Origin of the sequence: Cupriavidus necator A5-1 (assembly GCF_000744095.1) — a bacterium.
Lineage (GTDB): Bacteria > Pseudomonadota > Gammaproteobacteria > Burkholderiales > Burkholderiaceae > Cupriavidus > Cupriavidus necator_A.
Genome location: NZ_JQLI01000001.1, coordinates 742,135 through 758,166, shown reverse-complemented (window position 1 = coordinate 758,166; position 16,032 = coordinate 742,135). Strand labels below are relative to the sequence as shown.

12 protein-coding genes and 2 pseudogenes are annotated in these 16,032 nt (G+C 62.3%); 9 read left to right on the top strand and 5 right to left on the bottom strand.

The window, feature by feature from the left end; all coding sequences use genetic code 11:
* The first annotated feature begins 12 nt into the window (after positions 1–12).
* Genes K307_RS03455 through K307_RS03445 form a run of 3 tightly spaced genes read left to right on the top strand, consistent with a single transcriptional unit; the run spans position 13 to position 2,628 of the window.
* A complete protein-coding gene (locus K307_RS03455) occupies positions 13–507 on the top strand; it encodes a phosphate-starvation-inducible PsiE family protein (RefSeq protein WP_042876319.1) in 495 nt (164 codons plus the stop codon).
* A complete protein-coding gene (locus tag K307_RS03450) occupies positions 494–1,456 on the top strand; it encodes a zinc metalloprotease HtpX (RefSeq protein ID WP_042876317.1) in 963 nt (320 codons plus the stop codon). The genes K307_RS03455 and K307_RS03450 overlap by 14 nt, the downstream gene beginning before the upstream one ends.
* A 20-nt stretch (positions 1,457–1,476) precedes the next feature.
* Positions 1,477–2,628 carry a S1C family serine protease gene (locus K307_RS03445; RefSeq protein WP_042876316.1) on the top strand — a complete coding sequence of 384 codons (1,152 nt, stop codon included), beginning with the start codon at positions 1,477–1,479 and terminating at the stop codon, positions 2,626–2,628.
* A 51-nt stretch (positions 2,629–2,679) separates the two neighbouring features.
* Here the strand turns inward: K307_RS03445 and K307_RS03440 are convergent, their stop codons facing one another.
* The 3 genes and pseudogenes from K307_RS03440 to K307_RS03430 form a co-directional block, all read right to left on the bottom strand.
* A complete protein-coding gene (locus tag K307_RS03440) occupies positions 2,680–3,150 on the bottom strand; it encodes a lysozyme (protein WP_042881227.1) in 471 nt (156 codons plus the stop codon).
* A 207-nt stretch (positions 3,151–3,357) separates the two neighbouring features.
* Positions 3,358–3,585 (bottom strand): annotated as a pseudogene (locus K307_RS48995) (HNH endonuclease); the annotation flags it as partial.
* A 799-nt stretch (positions 3,586–4,384) separates the two neighbouring features.
* Positions 4,385–5,104 carry a GntR family transcriptional regulator gene (locus tag K307_RS03430; RefSeq protein ID WP_042876314.1) on the bottom strand — a complete coding sequence of 240 codons (720 nt, stop codon included), beginning with the start codon at positions 5,102–5,104 and terminating at the stop codon, positions 4,385–4,387.
* Between the two features lie 176 nt (positions 5,105–5,280).
* On the opposite strand from K307_RS03430, the gene K307_RS03425 reads away from it, so the two are divergent.
* The 5 genes from K307_RS03425 (at position 5,281) to K307_RS03405 (ending at position 11,939) form a co-directional block, all read left to right on the top strand.
* Positions 5,281–6,186 (top strand): TauD/TfdA dioxygenase family protein, encoded by a 906-nt coding sequence (locus K307_RS03425; RefSeq protein ID WP_042876312.1) that lies wholly within the window; start codon positions 5,281–5,283, stop codon positions 6,184–6,186.
* 104 nt (positions 6,187–6,290) lie between these two features.
* A complete protein-coding gene (locus tag K307_RS03420) occupies positions 6,291–7,208 on the top strand; it encodes a tripartite tricarboxylate transporter substrate binding protein (protein WP_230625435.1) in 918 nt (305 codons plus the stop codon).
* Positions 7,209–7,352: 144 nt separating this feature from the next.
* Complete coding sequence (locus tag K307_RS03415) at positions 7,353–9,029, top strand: thiamine pyrophosphate-binding protein (protein WP_042876308.1); 1,677 nt, start codon at positions 7,353–7,355, stop codon at positions 9,027–9,029.
* A gap of 62 nt (positions 9,030–9,091) precedes the next feature.
* Positions 9,092–10,519 (top strand): NAD-dependent succinate-semialdehyde dehydrogenase, encoded by a 1,428-nt coding sequence (locus tag K307_RS03410; RefSeq protein ID WP_042881223.1) that lies wholly within the window; start codon positions 9,092–9,094, stop codon positions 10,517–10,519.
* Positions 10,520–10,601: 82 nt separating this feature from the next.
* Positions 10,602–11,939, top strand: coding sequence for an FAD-dependent oxidoreductase (locus K307_RS03405; protein WP_042876306.1), 1,338 nt, complete (start codon positions 10,602–10,604; stop codon positions 11,937–11,939).
* 620 nt (positions 11,940–12,559) lie between these two features.
* On the opposite strand, the gene K307_RS03395 is transcribed toward K307_RS03405, so the two are convergent.
* Entirely contained in the window at positions 12,560–13,264 is a 705-nt protein-coding gene (locus tag K307_RS03395) for a LysR substrate-binding domain-containing protein (RefSeq protein ID WP_230625434.1), read from the bottom strand.
* Positions 13,265–13,314: 50 nt separating this feature from the next.
* On the opposite strand from K307_RS03395, the pseudogene K307_RS44115 reads away from it, so the two are divergent.
* A pseudogene (locus K307_RS44115) lies at positions 13,315–13,842 on the top strand (IS4 family transposase); the annotation flags it as partial.
* 903 nt (positions 13,843–14,745) lie between these two features.
* Here K307_RS44115 and K307_RS03390 read toward each other — a convergent pair.
* On the bottom strand, positions 14,746–15,882 hold the full coding sequence (locus tag K307_RS03390) for an ATP-binding protein (protein ID WP_042876303.1): 1,137 nt from the start codon (positions 15,880–15,882) through the stop codon (positions 14,746–14,748).
* Positions 15,883–16,032: the final 150 nt, after the last annotated feature.

Here is a 16,032-nt window from a genome sequence, read left to right as displayed (position 1 = left end):
GAGGAGTGGCGCATGAATAACAGCAATCAGACCGGGACGACACTCGAACGACTCCGTCGTGAATGGGCGGTGATGACGTTTTACGAACGCTTCGAGCAGACCGTCGCCCTCATCCTTTCAGTGGTGATCGCGGTGATTGTCGTGGTGTCGTTGGTGCAGCTGATCCAAATTGTCTTCAGCCTGCTGATCATCGATGCATTCAATCCGCTCGACCACAAGATCTTCCAGAGTGTGTTCGGCATGATCATGACGCTCCTGATCGCGATGGAATTCAAGCATTCCATCGTGCGCGTGGTCTTGCGCCGTGACAGCATCATTCAGGTCAAGACGGTCATCCTGATCGGGTTGATCGCGCTGTCCCGCAAGTTCGTGATCCTCGATCCCGATGTCAGCCCGGCCAAAGTCGCAGCGCTGGCTGGTGCCACCCTGGCCCTGGGTCTGACCTATTGGCTGCTGCGTGAGCGCGATGACCGAATTGCCGAGGACGCCATGCATGGCAGCGAGTGACCCACGCGACGAACGTCAATTCTGGCCACAGCATCGCTTGAGCAACCGCCTGCAGACAGCGCTGCTGGTTTTGACTTTGATCGGTATCGCCGCACTCGCCGGTGGCCTATTATTCGGCGAAACGGGTCTTTGGGTCGCCCTGGGAGCAAGCCTATTCGCCTTGTTACTCGAACCGGCGGCAGCTTCGGCGCTGACGCTGAAGTTGTATGGCGCGCGTGTCATCCGGCCGGGTGAGGCACCCGAAATCTGGGCGATGGTGCGCGAGTTGGCCAACCGCGCGGGCTTGCCTGCCGTCCCGACTCCACACTATGTGCCCAGCACCGTCGTCAATGCCTTTGCAAGCGGTTCGAAGCGCCATTCAGCCATTGCGCTCACCGAGGGCCTGTTACGCAACCTCACACCGCGTGAGTTGGAAGGGGTCATTGCACACGAGATGGCGCATATCGCCAATGACGATCTGCGTGTCATGGGTTTGGCCGATTACATCAGCCGCCTCACCAGCGTGCTGGCCATGCTGGGGCAGGTTGCGATTGTTCTCAGCCTGCCTGCATTGCTCGTCGGAGTCGCAGACGTGAATTGGTTCGGTCTGTTCTTGTTGGCGGCTTCGCCACAGCTGGCACTGCTCGCTCAGCTTGGATTGTCCCGCGTACGTGAATTCGATGCCGATCTATTGGCCGCGCAATTGACCGGCGACCCGCACGGTCTGGCATCGGCCCTGGCAAAGATCGAGCGGGTGAGTCGCTCCTGGCGCGCGTGGCTCATGCCGGGGTGGGGCAATCCGGAACCGTCCTGGTTGCGCACGCATCCGGCGACGTCGGAGCGCATCGCCCGGCTACTTGAACTCGTGCCCCAGCCTGTGACGCTGCGGCCTGATTCCATCTACTCCGTTCCGGAATCCGTCAAGGCGATGCGCTCACCGCGCTGGTATCCCGGCGGCCTCTGGCGCTGATTCGAACCAGGAGACATCCCATGGCTTACCACGACCCTTACGGCCGCCTCGCACCAGACCATTTTCTCCGACGCTGGCTGGTCATCACCGCCTGTATCGCAGCGCTCATGCTGTTGTGGCAGTTCCTGCCCGCGATCGAGGCGTGGTTCAGCCCCCGACAGGCCACCGAGAGAACGGTCACCCCTCGCGGAGATCTCGCTGCCGATGAACGTTCGACCATCGAACTCTTCGAGAAATCACGCGATTCGGTGGTGTACATCTCCACGGCCCAACTGGTTCGGGATGTCTGGACCCGTAACGTCTTCTCCGTACCGCGCGGAACCGGCTCCGGATTCATTTGGGATGACGCGGGACACGTTGTCACCAACTTTCATGTCATCCAGGGCGCTTCACAAGCGACGGTGAAACTCGCCGATGGTCGCGACTATCAGGCCTCCCTGGTCGGCGCAAGTCCGGCTCACGACATCGCAGTGCTCAAGATCGGCGTTGGCTTCAAGCGTCCGCCGGCCGTACCGGTTGGCACCAGCGCCGACCTCAAAGTGGGGCAAAAGGTCTTCGCCATTGGCAACCCCTTTGGCCTGGACTGGACCCTAACCACGGGCATCACTTCAGCACTCGATCGTTCCCTGCCCGGTGATGCCGGCGGCCCTGCCATCGAGCATCTGATCCAGACCGATGCCGCCATCAACCCCGGCAACTCCGGCGGGCCGCTGCTCGATTCCGCCGGGCGTCTCATTGGCATCAACACCGCCATCTACAGTCCGTCCGGCGCGTCGGCTGGCATTGGCTTCGCTGTGCCGGTGGACACCGTCATGCGGGTGGTGCCGCAGCTGATCAAGACCGGCAAGTACGTACGCCCGGCTTTGGGTATTGAAGTGGACGAGCAACTCAATGCGCGCTTGCAGATGGTCACCGGCCGCCGTGGCGTGTTTGTCCTGTTGATACAGCCCGGCTCGGCAGCGCAGCGAGCCGGGCTGGTCGGGATACGCGCTACTCAGGAAGGGATGGTGCCCGGCGACCTTATCACCGCTGTTGACGGGAAGTCCATTGACGGTGTTGCTGGCCTCTTGGCGCAACTGGATGATCGTCGGGTGGGCGACATTGTCGTTTTATCTGTTGAGCGAGAGGGGAAGGCTCGCGAGGTGCGGATTGAGTTGCAGCCGGGCATCTGAATTCGGGATGATCAGTGCTCTATGTGTAACCAGTCTTGGCTGATTGTCACGTTACTTCAGGAGAAGAATACTTTCGCTTTCTCGACGGGCGACGAGTCCCGGCATCACCTTCCCGCCACCATAGACCCAGCGCCGCAGTTCCTGTCCTGCAGCGGTCCAATCCCGCTGATTGATCCGTCGCCTCAGCGTCGACGTCTGCAGGCGTCCAGCCCCAAGGTTGAACGTGAAGTCCACAATGGCCGCGAGCCGTCCCTCTGGCTCGGTGGCCAGCACCGGGCAGTAGCGCAGCGTGGCGGCGAGCGCTGTTTGCAGATCGTGCGCCAGGTAGCGCTCTGCCTCGGCCTCCGTGATCGGTGGGTGCCTCGGATCGCAGAGATGCCCGTAGCCGATCGTAGGATACCCCGCAGGGCAGATGTAAGGGTGAGCCCGGGTCGGGTCGTGCTTTGGCACCCTGTGGAAGCCCTCGAAGCGCTTGGCAAGCTCAACTGCTTGTGGCGGAACGCGGATTACACGTGCGTCCATGTCATCCCCGACTTGATCATGCCAACTGTCGACTTGCCAATGCCGTATTCCATGGCAATGCGCCGATGGCTGCGGGCATCGGCGCGAATGGACGCAGCCAAGGCCTCGTTGATCTGAGCCTTGGGATGGCTGCTTCCTCGAGGCGGGTTGTCCCGGGAAGAGATGTTGCGGGTTCACGCATCCAGGGTTGTCGCAACGGTGGCACACAACCAGTCCAGTCGGAATCTCCCCAAAGGCGAGGCAATAGGCCACGCGGTGCGCCAGACGCAAGTGCCCGCTGTCATCAACGATCTTGCCGTAACCACCCTGCTTCGTCGATGCGAGCCACGGCCAGCACTCCTGCGGCCCGCGCACATCGACTTTTTCCCAGTAACGCTCGGAGAGCGGGCGGCGTTTGCGGCTCCACGACCGCGCCGAATCGTTTCGCCGCCACATCACCGCAGCCCCTTTTCCAAAGTGCGCGACAGGAACCAGTAGTTCAGGATGCCCTCGAGCAACCCCCCCGCGGCAGAATAGATGTCGCCCTAATTCATGCAGCCAGCTGAGGGTTTCCTGACTTCGAGTAACTCATCGTTGGCTAGAAATCCGCGACGAAGCCGCATACATCCCGCCAAGAAGCCCTTTACATCGCTCAATTTCAAACCAAAGGCCTCGTAGTCGTCGGCAGTCACTGCCAGAGGCAGTGCTTTGAACACCGCTACGAGAAATGGGTACGGATCGTGGATTGACGGAAGGCTACCGCCTTGCCGCTTAGTCAGCCACCGGTTTGGCGCGGTCTCCCGTCGCTGATGCCGGCAGCGCGATCGACGGGATTGACCGTGCGGCTGCCAGACCAAGGGGCCCGCTCGCCCAGGTCGGTGAAGAGGGTTGACCGCGATTCGCAAATATGCGAAGCCTCACATATTTGCGAATCCCGGTCACCCCTCTGGTTGAGCCCCTGTTCACCACCAGCGGCTTTCCCGTGCGGGGAGCCCAAGCAAAGCTGCTGCGCGGAGCGTCGCAGCCAAGCTCTGGCACTGCCCTTGGGCATAGGACTCACGGAGGTAAAAACAGGACGTTGGCGGCAATCCTGCAAAGGATCGGCCTGGCGTCGACAGCCGCGCTAGCAATCCCGGCAGCCGCGCAGGCACAGGCATGGCCGGGCAAGCAGCCAATCCGGTTCGTGGTTCCTTACCGCCGGGTGGCGCCTCTAACGTGCCGGCTCGCATCCTCGGCGCCAAGCTTACCCACCGTTTCAAGCGTCATTGCCTTCCAACTGATCTTTCACAGCTACGTATGACGCCTGCAGCAAAGCCTTCGCGTTGCGCTCAGCGCCATCGGCGTCGCGCGCAGCAATAGCAGCCACCAGCCTCTCCCAGTCGTCCGCCGACTCCATGCGGCGTTGAGCGGTGCGGAAGCTGATCGATTTTTCCCGGATGGCATACCGCCACACCGCATGGTTGCTCAGATCCTCATAGATCGAGACTAGCCGCTTGCGCCCGTTGGCAGCCACGAGCAGGCGTTGCGTTTCGATCGAGGTACTAGCGTAGTCGGCTGGCTCCGTGGTCGGGTCATTGGCCAGAGTACGCAGTTTCGCGGCCTGCGCCTGCAGCGTTGTGATCAGTTCATCCGATCCTTTCTCGACGGCAAGGCGGGCAGCCAGGCCGAGCAACTGCGCCCGTATATTGAAGATCTCTTCGATCTCGCCGGCGTCAACCATCACGATGCGGGCCCCATAGCGGGCGACGCGCTCGACGATGCCACGCCGCTCTAGCAGGGCAATGGCTTCCCGGATGGTGCTCCTGCTCACGGCGAAGCGTTCCGCGAACGTCTCCTCCTTCAGGCGCTCGCCTGGTTCCAACGCACCTTCGGCAACAGCCGCAAGCAACTGTTCCGCTACTTGCTCGGGAAGCGACTTGGCCAGGCGGCCGACTTGGACCGTCTGGGATTCAAAGAAGGAATTGGGGCCGGACATAAGGAAAGCTGAAGAATTTGTGAGGCCAAGTATATCCGTCCAGACCCTCCGCGCCCGAATGCCGCGGAATGCCCCTCTCCTCATCAATGTTTTTTGTCGACATACGACAGTCGACAAACTATACTGACTGCACCCCTCCAGCGAGGTGGAATCGAACAATCGTCCCGGAGATAACGATGAGCAATATCGAAGTGCGTCCGCTTGGCTACGCAGCCGGCGCAGAGGTTCTTGGATTGGACCTGCGCAAGCCCCTGTCAAGCACCGAGGTGGATCAGGTGAACGCCGCATGGCACCAACACCTCGTGCTGGTCTTTCCTGGCCAGGATCTGACGCCGCCGCAACTGATCGAATTCACGGGCAAGCTGGGTGACATTGAGCGCAATGAAAATGTGCCCTATTACAGACACCCGGAGTATCCCGAGGTGCTGCTGGTCACCAATAAACAGGTCAACGGCAAGCCGTCGCAGACGCGGAACACCGGCCGCAACTGGCACGCCGACCTCTCCTACACCGATCGCCCCGCTAAAGGGTCCGTGCTGATGTGCAAAGAAAAGCCGGATGTCGGGGGAGATACGATGTTTGCCAATATGTACATGGCTTACGAGACGCTCAGCCCAATCATGCAAAAGTTCGTCGACGGCCTGGAGGCTGTGCACGACATCACGCTGATCAAGGGTTTCAACCGACGCGACCCCGCCCAGGTCGCTGACCTGAAGGCCAAGAACCCACCCATCGTCCATCCCCTGGTGCGAGTCCATCCCGATACCGGTCGCAAGTCGCTGTTCGTCAGCGAGCGGGTCCGCAACTTCGTCGGCATGACCGAGGAAGAAAGCCAGCCTATTCTCGATTTCCTCAACATGCATGCGACCTCGCCGGAGTTTGTCTATCGGCACCGCTGGAATCTCAACGACGTGGTGATGTGGGACAACCGCTGCACGCTGCATATCGCGCTGAAGGATTTCGACCAGTCCCAGCCGCGCCACATGATGCGTTGCTCCATGCTGGGCGAAAAATCCGGCTACGTCCTGCCCGATGAGCACGAGGAAGGCTCGGCCAAGAGCGCACTGGTCGCGGTGTCCTGAACTGCAAGCCCGGCACCATCGAATAAGGAGGAGACATGAAGCGATACATCGACAAAGCGGCCAGACGCGCCGTGGTATTTTCCTTGCTGGCTGGGATGGCTGCCATGGCTGGCGTGGCGAGGCCGGTTCGCGCCGAACCGCCAGTGCGGATCGTCGTGGGATTTCCGCCGGGCGGCACGACAGACGTCATCGCGCGCCTGGTTGCCAATAACCTGGGCGCCAGGCTGGGCCGGACCGTGATTGTGGAAAACCGGGCTGGCGCGAGCGGGTCGATCGCCGCAAGCATGGTTGCCAAGGCCCCCGCTGATGGCGATACGCTGCTGTTCGCGCCGAGCAGTCACGCGACCAACGCGACGCTCTACGCCAACCAGCCCTTCGACACCGAGAAGGATTTCGCGGCGGTCGGCCTGGTGGCAACCACGCCCTATGTGCTCGTCGTCAATCCCAAGCTGCCGGTACACTCGGTTCCCGAACTGGTGTCTTATCTGAAGGAACACCCCGGCAAGCTGGCCTATGCTTCGTCGAGCCCGGGAACGGGCCAGCACCTGGCCGGCGAACTGTTCAAGAAGGCGGCGGATGTCGACATGCTCCACGTGCCCTACAAAGGCAGTTCCGCCGCCCTGCCCGACCTGCTCGCCGGCCGCACGCCAATCATGTTCGACAACATCGCCGTGATGCTGCCGCACATCAAAAGCGGCTCGCTGCGCCCGCTCTCGGTGACCAGCCGCAAACGCTCGCAGCTGTTGCCCGACGCGCCAACGGTGGTCGAGACAGGCTTGCGTGACTACGAAGTGCTGGGATGGTTCGGGCTGTTCGCGCCGGCGAAGACCTCGCCTCAGGTGATCGGCACCTTGAGCACCGCCTTGAATGCGGCGGCCGAGGAGCCGGCATTCAGGAAGCAGCTTGCCGAACTGGGCGCTGAGGCCGTGCGCAGCACGCCGCAGAAGACCGATACCTTCGTGCGCAATGAAATCGGGAAATGGCGCGCCGTGATCCGGGAAGCCAAGATCACCCTCAACTGAGCTGAACAGTACTGAACAGAACCGAATAGCGGCCGGACAGCTCCCACGACCTGTGCCGGTCTCGGCCGGGTTCTCCCCTCGAATCCTGACTACAGGCCGGGCCCCTACGCGGTGCCCGATGGCCACTCTTTATCTATCGAAGCGATGCCTGACAACGCGAGTACCCGCTCCGGCGGTCAAATCCTGGTTGATGCCCTCAAGGTGCAAGGCACCGATATGGCCTTCTGTGTGCCGGGCGAAAGTTACCTGGCCGTGCTGGACGCACTGCACGACACGCAAGACACGATCCGCCTGGTCACCTGCCGCCAGGAAGGCGGCGCCGCATTCATGGCCGAAGCCTACGGCAAGCTGACTGGCAAGCCGGGCATCTGCTTTGTCACCCGCGGGCCTGGCGCGACCAATGCCAGCATCGGCGTCCACACCGCCTACCAGGACTCGACGCCGATGATCCTGTTCGTTGGCCAGGTCGGCAGCGATTTCGTCGACCGCGAAGCATTTCAGGAGATCGACTACCGGCGTATGTTCGGCCAGATGACGAAATGGGTTGCCAGTATCGACTCGGCGCAACGCATTCCCGAATACGTCAACCGCGCCTTCCAGATCGCCATGTCTGGCCGGCCCGGACCGGTCGTTCTGGCGCTGCCGGAAGACATGCTGACCGCAAGCGCCACGGTGAGGGACACCGCGCCATGCCAGATTGCCCAACCATCGGCGAGCAGCAAGGACCTGCGGACGCTGCGCAGCCTGCTCTGCAACGCCCAACGCCCCCTGATGATTCTCGGCGGAAGCGGCTGGACCGCCGAAGCCTGCCGCGACATCCAGCGCTTCGCCGAAGCGGCCGGCCTGCCCGTTGCTACCGCATTCCGCCGTCAGGACCTGTTCGACAACCGCCATCCCAACTATGCCGGCAACATCGGGCTAGGCATGAGTCGGCAACTGACCGAACGCGTGAAACAGGCAGACCTGCTACTGGTGGTTGGTGCCCGGCTGGGCGAGGCCACCACCAATGGCTACACCCTGGTCGATCCCATTGACGCGCGCCAGACGCTCGTGCATGTCCATGCGGCCGCCGAAGAGCTCGGTATCCTTTACCAGCCGGCCCTGCCGATCAACGCAGCAATGCCACGCTTCGCCAGCCAGCTGGCCGAACTGGAAGATATCCCGTGCGGCCCCTGGCGGCAATGGACCCTCGACAGCAACCGCGAGTATCTGGCCGACATCGAGCCACAGGCGCAACCGTTTGACGTCGACCTCGCCCTGATCGTCAAGGGGCTCGCGCAAGCCCTGCCGCAAGACGCCATCATCACCAATGGCGCCGGCAACTATGCCGGCTGGGTCCACCGCTACTTCCAGTACAAGCCTTGGCGAACCCAGTTGGCGCCCACCAACGGAGCGATGGGCTATGGGGTGCCGGCAGCAGTGGCGGCCAAGCTGGCTGCGCCGAAGAGAACCGTGGTCTGTTTCGCGGGCGATGGCTGCTTCATGATGAATGGCCAGGAATTGGCCACGGCTATCCAGCATGACGCTGCCGTGATCTTCATCGTTGTTAACAACGGCGTGTTCGGGACCATTCGCATGCACCAGGAGATGCACTACCCCGAGCGGCCATCCGGCACGCAGCTGGTGAATCCGGACTTCGCCGCACTGGCGCGCGCCTATGGCGCGCACGGCGAAACCGTGACCTCCACCCAGGACTTCGCGGCCGCATTCGAACGCGCACGATCGAGTGGCAAGGCAGCACTGATCGAAGTCCGTACCGATGTCCGCGCGGTGACGTCGCGCCGCACTCTCGCCGACCTTCAGGCGAGCCTCCCTCAGTAAGGCCGGGTGGCGGGCACCGCCAACTCAGCCAGTCTCCGATGAAAGGACTCAACTTGTCCGATATCTACGAAACACTTGCGCTCTATATCGAAGGAGAATTTGTCGAATCCGATGGCCGCCGGACTGAGGAGGTGCGCAATCCCGCCACGGGCGAGGTCCTTGCGCACTTGCCGCACGCCAGCCGTGCGGATCTCGACCGCGCGCTGTCCGCGGCCGAACGCGCCTTCGTATCCTGGAGCAAGAGCTCTCCGCTGGATCGCTCGCGCATCCTGCGCAAGGTCGCCGAGCTCGCGCGTGAGCGGGCCTCCGAGATTGGCAGGAACATCACGCGAGACCAGGGCAAGCCGCTGAGTGAAGCCATCGCCGAAGTCCTGAGCTGCGCGGAGCATGCCGAGTGGCATGCGGAGGAATGCCGCCGCATTTACGGCCGCGTGATTCCGCCGCGCCAGCCAAATGTGCGTCAGATCGTGGTGCGGGAGCCAGTGGGTGTTTGCGCCGCGTTCACCCCATGGAATTTCCCGTTCAACCAGGCCCTGCGAAAGATGGTGGCCGCGCTGGGCAGCGGTTGCACGCTGATCCTCAAGGGACCGGAAGATTCGCCCAGCGCCGTCGTGGCGCTGGCGAGGTTGTTCCACGATGCCGGCCTGCCTCCTGGCTGCCTCAACATCGTGTGGGGCGTGCCGTCTGAAATTTCGGATTACCTGATTCGCTCGCCGAGCGTGCGGAAAGTATCCTTCACGGGTTCAGTCGGTGTCGGCAAACAGCTCGCCTCGCTGGCCGGTGCCCACATGAAGCGGGGCACATGGGAACTCGGGGGCCATTCGCCGGTGCTAGTCTTCGACGATGCGGATGTGGACACCGCGGCCACCATGCTTGCGCGCTTCAAGGTCCGCAATGCAGGGCAGGTCTGCGTATCGCCGTCCCGCTTCTTCGTGCAGAGCAAAGTGTACGACCGCTTCGCCGCGCGGTTTACGGAAACACTGGCATCGATCAAGGTTGGCAATGGCCTGGACAGCGGTGTGGAGATGGGCCCACTCGCCCACGCCCGCCGCGTGGTGGAAATGGAAGCCTTCGTGGACGACGCGCTTGCCCGCGGGGGAAAGATTGCCACCGGCGGCGCCCGGCTAGGTCACACCGGCCATTTCTTCGCACCGACCGTCGTTACCGACCTACCAGCAGATGCTCGTCTCCTGACCAACGAGCCGTTCGGCCCCATCGCGCCACTGCTGCGCTTCAGCGATCCACAGGAGGCTATCGCGCGAGCCAACGCCCTGCCCTTCGGGCTGTCGTCCTATGTCTTTACCGAATCACTGAAGACGGCGACGTACGCGAGCGGCGCGCTGGAGGCCGGCATGGTCAACATCAACCATTTCGGCAGCGCCCTGGCGGAAACGCCGTTCGGCGGTGTCAAGGACAGCGGTGTCGGCAGCGAAGGTGGTACGGAGAGTTTCGACGGCTACCTGGTTATCAAATACATCACGCATTGCTAGCGGGCAAGTGCCGCGCAAGCACCTTGCGCATTCATTGACCGGCGCCGCAAAACAACTACACAAGAGTAAAGGAGAACGACCCATGGCACTCAAGACCATTCAGGAGATTCCCCGGGAAATCCCGGTCATCGCCGAACCCGACGTCCTCGTCGTTGGGGGAGGCTCCGCCGGCCTTGCCGCCGCCTGCGCTGCATCGCGCGGCGGCGCGCGGACGATGCTGATCGAACGCTACGGCTTTCTTGGCGGGACTTTCGCCGCGGTGACGCTCGGCGGCATCTGCGGTACGCATATGATCGTTGACGAACAGCGGCTGGCGCGCGTGGTAGGCGGCATCTATCTCGAACTGGAAGATAGGTTGAAGCAACGCGATGGCTTCCTCGATCCGCTGCGCCACGGAAAAATCGTCGGCTCGCCGTATGAACCCGTCGCATTCAAGATGGTCGCGGATGACATGGCAGCGGCCCATGGCGTAGACGTGCTGCTCCACACCTATGCCGTCGGCGTGCAGAAGGACGGCCAGCGAGTCACCGCCGTGATCGTGGAGTCCAAGGCGGGCCGCGGCGCCATCGTGCCGCGCGTGGTGATCGACGCGTCCGGCGACGGCGATGTCGCTGCGCATGCCGGCGCGGATTTCGAAGTCGGCAAAGGCGACGAGAGGCAGTTCGGATCGTCGATGTTCCGCTTCGTCAACGTGGACGTGGCGCGCGCCGCGCGCCTGACCCGCCCGCAAATGCGCGACTTGCTGGAAAGCGCCGTCGCCGAAGGCTATCCTCTGCCCCGCACCACTATCGGCATGCATATCAACCCGATCGACGGCGTGTTCCATCTCAATGTGACCAAGTTGGGCGATGGCGACGGACTGCCGTTCAACCTGCTCGACCCGGCCCAGCTGACCGAGGCCGAGCGCACCGGTCGACGCCAGGTATCAATGTACGAGGAGGTATTCCGCAAGTACGTGCCTGGATTCGGCAAGGCCCGGGTCATCGATATCGGTGCCGGCGTCGGCATCCGCGAGAGCCGGCGCATCCGTGGAGACATAACACTGACGGAAGCCGATGTGCGCGGGTGCGTGAAACCGGACGACCGCATTGCCTGTTCCTCGTGGGCTCTCGAGAAACACGGTGCCGGCCGCGACACCGTCTGGGACTTCCTGCCCGACGGCGAGTGGTACGGCATCCCCTATGGCTGCCTGCTGGTGAAGGGGTCCGACAACCTTGTTGTGGCTGGCAGGAACCTGTCTGCCTCCCATATGGCGCAGGCTTCCGCGCGAATCGGTGGCGCCTGCTTCGCCATGGGCGAGGCGGCCGGGACGGCAGCTGCCATGTGCCTGGCGCATGATGCCAATCCCCGGGCAGTGCAGGTGAAGCCCTTGCAGGCACGGCTGGAAAGCGAGGGTGCGATCCTGACGCCGCGCGCCTAGGCACCGCGTCACTTTGCCAATCCAAGGCCCCGCGAGGCGACCAGATATACAAGGCATGAGCGGCTCGTTACCAGCAAGGCAGGCATGCGAGCGGTTGCAAACGCGTGGCTCGCCCGGAGCGGATTACACTTCGAGGTGCATGCCATTGCCGCGAACTCCACGATGAAACAGACGCGCCAGCGGGATGGCGCGCGGCGCCTCCTTTGCCCCAGCAGCGTATTGCTGCTCGAAGTCAGAGCGCGGTCGCGGCACTTGTGGAACGTGGCCCGTCGCGACTCTGCCTTTCCGCTGGAAGCTTACCGTGCCGCCGTACACCTGGACCTGCGGCGATGCCTTGAGCGCGATGCGGTTCGGGAAGCAGTGGTGCTGGTGGCTTGCGCGGCTGAATTCGCGCTGCCGCTAGCCCCGTTACTGCTTGAACGTTGCGCAAGCAAGGTCGCGATCTCGCGCGACCCTGCCTTGCGTTCCCTGTACTGGGCGTCCACTCGCCGCTTGCATCAGGCAGGCCGCACGCCCTTGCCTTGGCGGGATGGCATGCCGGCCGGATAGCGGCCTGTCCGGTGCGATATGGCTACGCGCGAGAGGTTCGCCCTGCTCGACGATAGAACCAGCCGGCCAGGCTAAACGACTTGCCTGGCTTCGTCGGCCTCTCGCAACAGCCAGCGGCGCAACATTTCCAGCTTGGGGTCGTTCCGCTTGGCGGCCGGATAGACCAGGCAATAGGCGTCGGCGGTGGTGAACGGCTCGTCGAAGGGGATAAGCAGCCGCCCGAGCAGGACATCGTCGTTGACTAGCAGGCGCGGCAGAAGAGCCACGCCCAGGCCGGCGACGGCGGCCTGCATGATCATGTAGAAGTGTTCGAAGCGCGGGCCCGCCCAGGCGTTGACGTCTTGCACGAGCTTGGCGTCGAGCCAATCGCGCCACCAGTTAGGCCGACGGGTCTGCTGCAACAGCGCATGTCGACGGAGATCCTTCGGGGCATTCAACGGGGGCTGGCTGGCGAGGTAGGCGGCGGAACAGACCGGTACCACCTCATCCCCTACCAGGCGGTGCGACAGCACCGAGGGCCAGTCGTTGTTGCCATAGTGAATCGCCGCATCCAGTGGCTCGGCATCCGTATCGAAATCGAAGGGCCTCGCCCGCGTGGCGAGGTTGACCAGGATTTCCGGATGCTCGTTGCTGAAGCGTTCCAGCCGGGGGATAAGCCACTTGACACAGAACGCGGGCGGCGTCGCCAGGTTCAGGATTCCGCCTTGCCTGGTGGGCCAGCAGGTTGACCGTGGCCGCCTGCATCTGCTCCAGCGCCGCGCGAATGTCGCGCACATAAGTATGGCCTGCATCGGTCAGCACCAGCCTTTGCTTGACGCGCTGGCTCACCTGCCTGGTGGCCGAGGAACGCGGCGCGCCGGCCGGCGTGAAGCCTGTGGTGTGGCGATTACTGACTAATCGGGACGCGCAAGATCTTGATGCGGTGATCGAGCTAATCGATTGGTATCGGGCCAGATGGGAGATCGAGATGTTCTTTCATGTGCTGAAAAACGCTTGCAAGGTGGAAGCGTTACAGCTCTCGCACATGGACCGAGTCGAACGTGCGCTCGTGTTTTACATGGTGGTCTCGTGGCGTATTGCGCGACTGATGCGCCTGGGGAGAACCTGCCCCGAACTGGACGCGTCGCTGTTCTTTGATGCCGACGAGATACGGGGTGCCTATCTGCTGTCGAAGAAGCCGCGCCCTCCAAAGCCACCCACGCTCAATCAAATAATTCGCCTGATTGCATCACTGGGTGGCTTCTTGGGCCGCAAGAGCGACGGCGAACCCGGCGCAAAGACGCTCTGGATCGGCTTGCAGAGAACCATGAATGCTGCAGCCACAATTCTGGCTCTACGCAACGAAGGCGCATGACTTCTGTAAAACGAGATGGGCCGAAGCTGCTCAACTCCCTCCCGTTGCCGGACCGCTTGTCGGAGGTGAACTAGCGGCTGGATCGAGCGTCCGCCGAGTTCAAGACTCTCACAACGAGCGCGTGGCGGCTCGTCTGCAGCCGCCGTGTCGGCGGACCTGTACCGATTCTGAAGGCGGAAATGCATCGTTTCACATCGGATCAACATCATTGCCGCGGGTTCCTCATCCGCCCCGACTAAGTCAGCTTCCGCGGCGACTCGCAGATAGACTTGCCGTGAGACAACGGCGATGGTCACAATGATCGCGCCGACGCCGAGCGCTCGGACGGCGATGCGGAGGTATGGCGCCATGGCGAAATTACACTGGATAAACCAGAGGCGATAAGCTGTGAGCGTACACGAGGCTGTTTCTCGCGACGGTGTCACGCCTTTGCAGGATTGACACGAACCGTTTTGGCGCGGTGGCGGACTTGTGCGCTGAACGCACGCCGGTGGTGAAAAGTATGTCCCGGAAATCGATCCAAAGCCTTACCGAACGGGCCACTACTGGGCCGTGCCCCACGACTCTTTCCCGCTGGACGATAGCAACGGCCACGATGAGGTCTTCCCCGGCGCCCACTGCGTTAGCGACGGGAAGTGGGCTACCTTCTACAAAGACGGGGGAAGAAGTCTGGGCGTGCAACGCGGTGTATGGCCGCCACCCATCTCGACTTTTCTGCCCTGCCCTACGCCTGTGCCTCGACGCCCGGCTGAAGTCCGAGCAGGGACAGACATCTGAACGCCCTACGCATCCAACATAACACTCCCAGCAACAACCAAAAACCGAGTACGGGCGTTATGTGCAAAAGTACGCGGCTAAGCCTCAGCCCGTTAGGTATGCCCCCTTCGTTGAAGCTTACCGGAATCAGTTCTCCGGCGCAGGCTCCCGACGCTTGCGAATCCACTCGGCAAACGCTTCGTCTTCGATGCGGTAGTCGCCCATGGCCAGACGGGTCACGACGTTATCGGCAAGCAAACGGCGCAGTGCATGGGCCGTGGTGTTCCGGGTGGCAGGCTTGCCAAGCATGGTACTCAGCTTTTCGAGTGTGGCGCTGGAGTGCAAATCGGACTCGCCGCGTGCTAGCAGGTATAGAATTGCCCGGTCAGCGGGCTTAAGCTGGCGCCACTGAGCGAGCGAGTGTTCGTCTGAGAAGACTGAAGCCTTTGTGTAGGCAAGCGCTGCGACGTCTCCCTGCGGTTGATAGAGCATGTACCTTTCGATAAACCGTTTGAAGAACTCCGGGGTGCGATGCAGTTCGTCGAACGCGCGCATACCCTGCTCCAGCGTTAGCTTCTGACGCGCCATGCTGTTCAGGAGCTTGACCGTGAAGGCAACGAACTCATCGCCAAGCAAGGGGAACGGCTCGAGAGGTGCCCAGTTGAAGAACGGCTCCGACGCCCTCGCGAACATGGCGCGAAGGGTCGTCTCGGAACTGCCGGCAAAGATGACTTTGATGCGATCCTTGCGGATATCGAGCGCGGCGCGCAGGGCGTGAGCGAAATCGCTGTGGTCCGCGCCGGCCAGGACTTGGGCTTCGTCAATCACGAGGAGCAGCGGCTTCTTGGTGCGGTCGAGTTGCTTGAGTACTTCATGCAGCGCCGCGGTCCTGTCTAGGCCAGCCTTTCCTAGCTCGGCTTCCAATGAACCCTCTACCCCACCTGGAATTTTCGCGCTGGCCTTCAACTTCCTGACCGGGGCGCGAAGCTTGGACAACATTGCGGCAGCTCCTTTGGGTTCGAGGGCGTCGCCAAGCGCTGCCACAAGGGCGTTTTCAGGCGAGGTACGGCTATCCCAGAGGTTTGTGTACGCTGTGAGGTAACCATGCTCAACGGCCGCCGGCATCAGGTCTCGGCGCAAGAACTCGGTCTTTCCCATTCGCCGGCGAGCAAACAGTCCGCGGGCTGCGGATAGTTTTAAGTCAAACGCATGCAGATACGCGTTCGCCAACTCGGGGCGGCCAAAGTGCCAGGGATCGGGCAAGCTCTTCTCTTCAGTTCTCATGAGATCTGAGAATTCTCAAAATTCGTGAGAAGTCATGATACAAGTCGCTCAGCGACGCGTAAAGGGCTAGCGTGCGGGCTCTGTCTTTTGAACGTTGGGAGCATCCGATGGGCAGCACCAGCACCGGTGGTGGAACCAACAACCACCGAC

Coding starts and splice junctions, on each gene's coding strand:
- K307_RS03455 (WP_042876319.1), top strand. CDS start 13: ATGAATAACAGCAATCAGACCGGGACGACACTCGAACGACTCCGTCGT.
- K307_RS03450 (WP_042876317.1), top strand. CDS start 494: ATGGCAGCGAGTGACCCACGCGACGAACGTCAATTCTGGCCACAGCAT.
- K307_RS03445 (WP_042876316.1), top strand. CDS start 1,477: ATGGCTTACCACGACCCTTACGGCCGCCTCGCACCAGACCATTTTCTC.
- K307_RS03440 (WP_042881227.1), bottom strand. CDS start 3,150: ATGGACGCACGTGTAATCCGCGTTCCGCCACAAGCAGTTGAGCTTGCC.
- K307_RS03430 (WP_042876314.1), bottom strand. CDS start 5,104: ATGTCCGGCCCCAATTCCTTCTTTGAATCCCAGACGGTCCAAGTCGGC.
- K307_RS03425 (WP_042876312.1), top strand. CDS start 5,281: ATGAGCAATATCGAAGTGCGTCCGCTTGGCTACGCAGCCGGCGCAGAG.
- K307_RS03420 (WP_230625435.1), top strand. CDS start 6,291: ATGGCTGGCGTGGCGAGGCCGGTTCGCGCCGAACCGCCAGTGCGGATC.
- K307_RS03415 (WP_042876308.1), top strand. CDS start 7,353: ATGCCTGACAACGCGAGTACCCGCTCCGGCGGTCAAATCCTGGTTGAT.
- K307_RS03405 (WP_042876306.1), top strand. CDS start 10,602: ATGGCACTCAAGACCATTCAGGAGATTCCCCGGGAAATCCCGGTCATC.
- K307_RS03395 (WP_230625434.1), bottom strand. CDS start 13,264: ATGTGCGCGACATTCGCGCGGCGCTGGAGCAGATGCAGGCGGCCACGG.
- K307_RS03390 (WP_042876303.1), bottom strand. CDS start 15,882: ATGAGAACTGAAGAGAAGAGCTTGCCCGATCCCTGGCACTTTGGCCGC.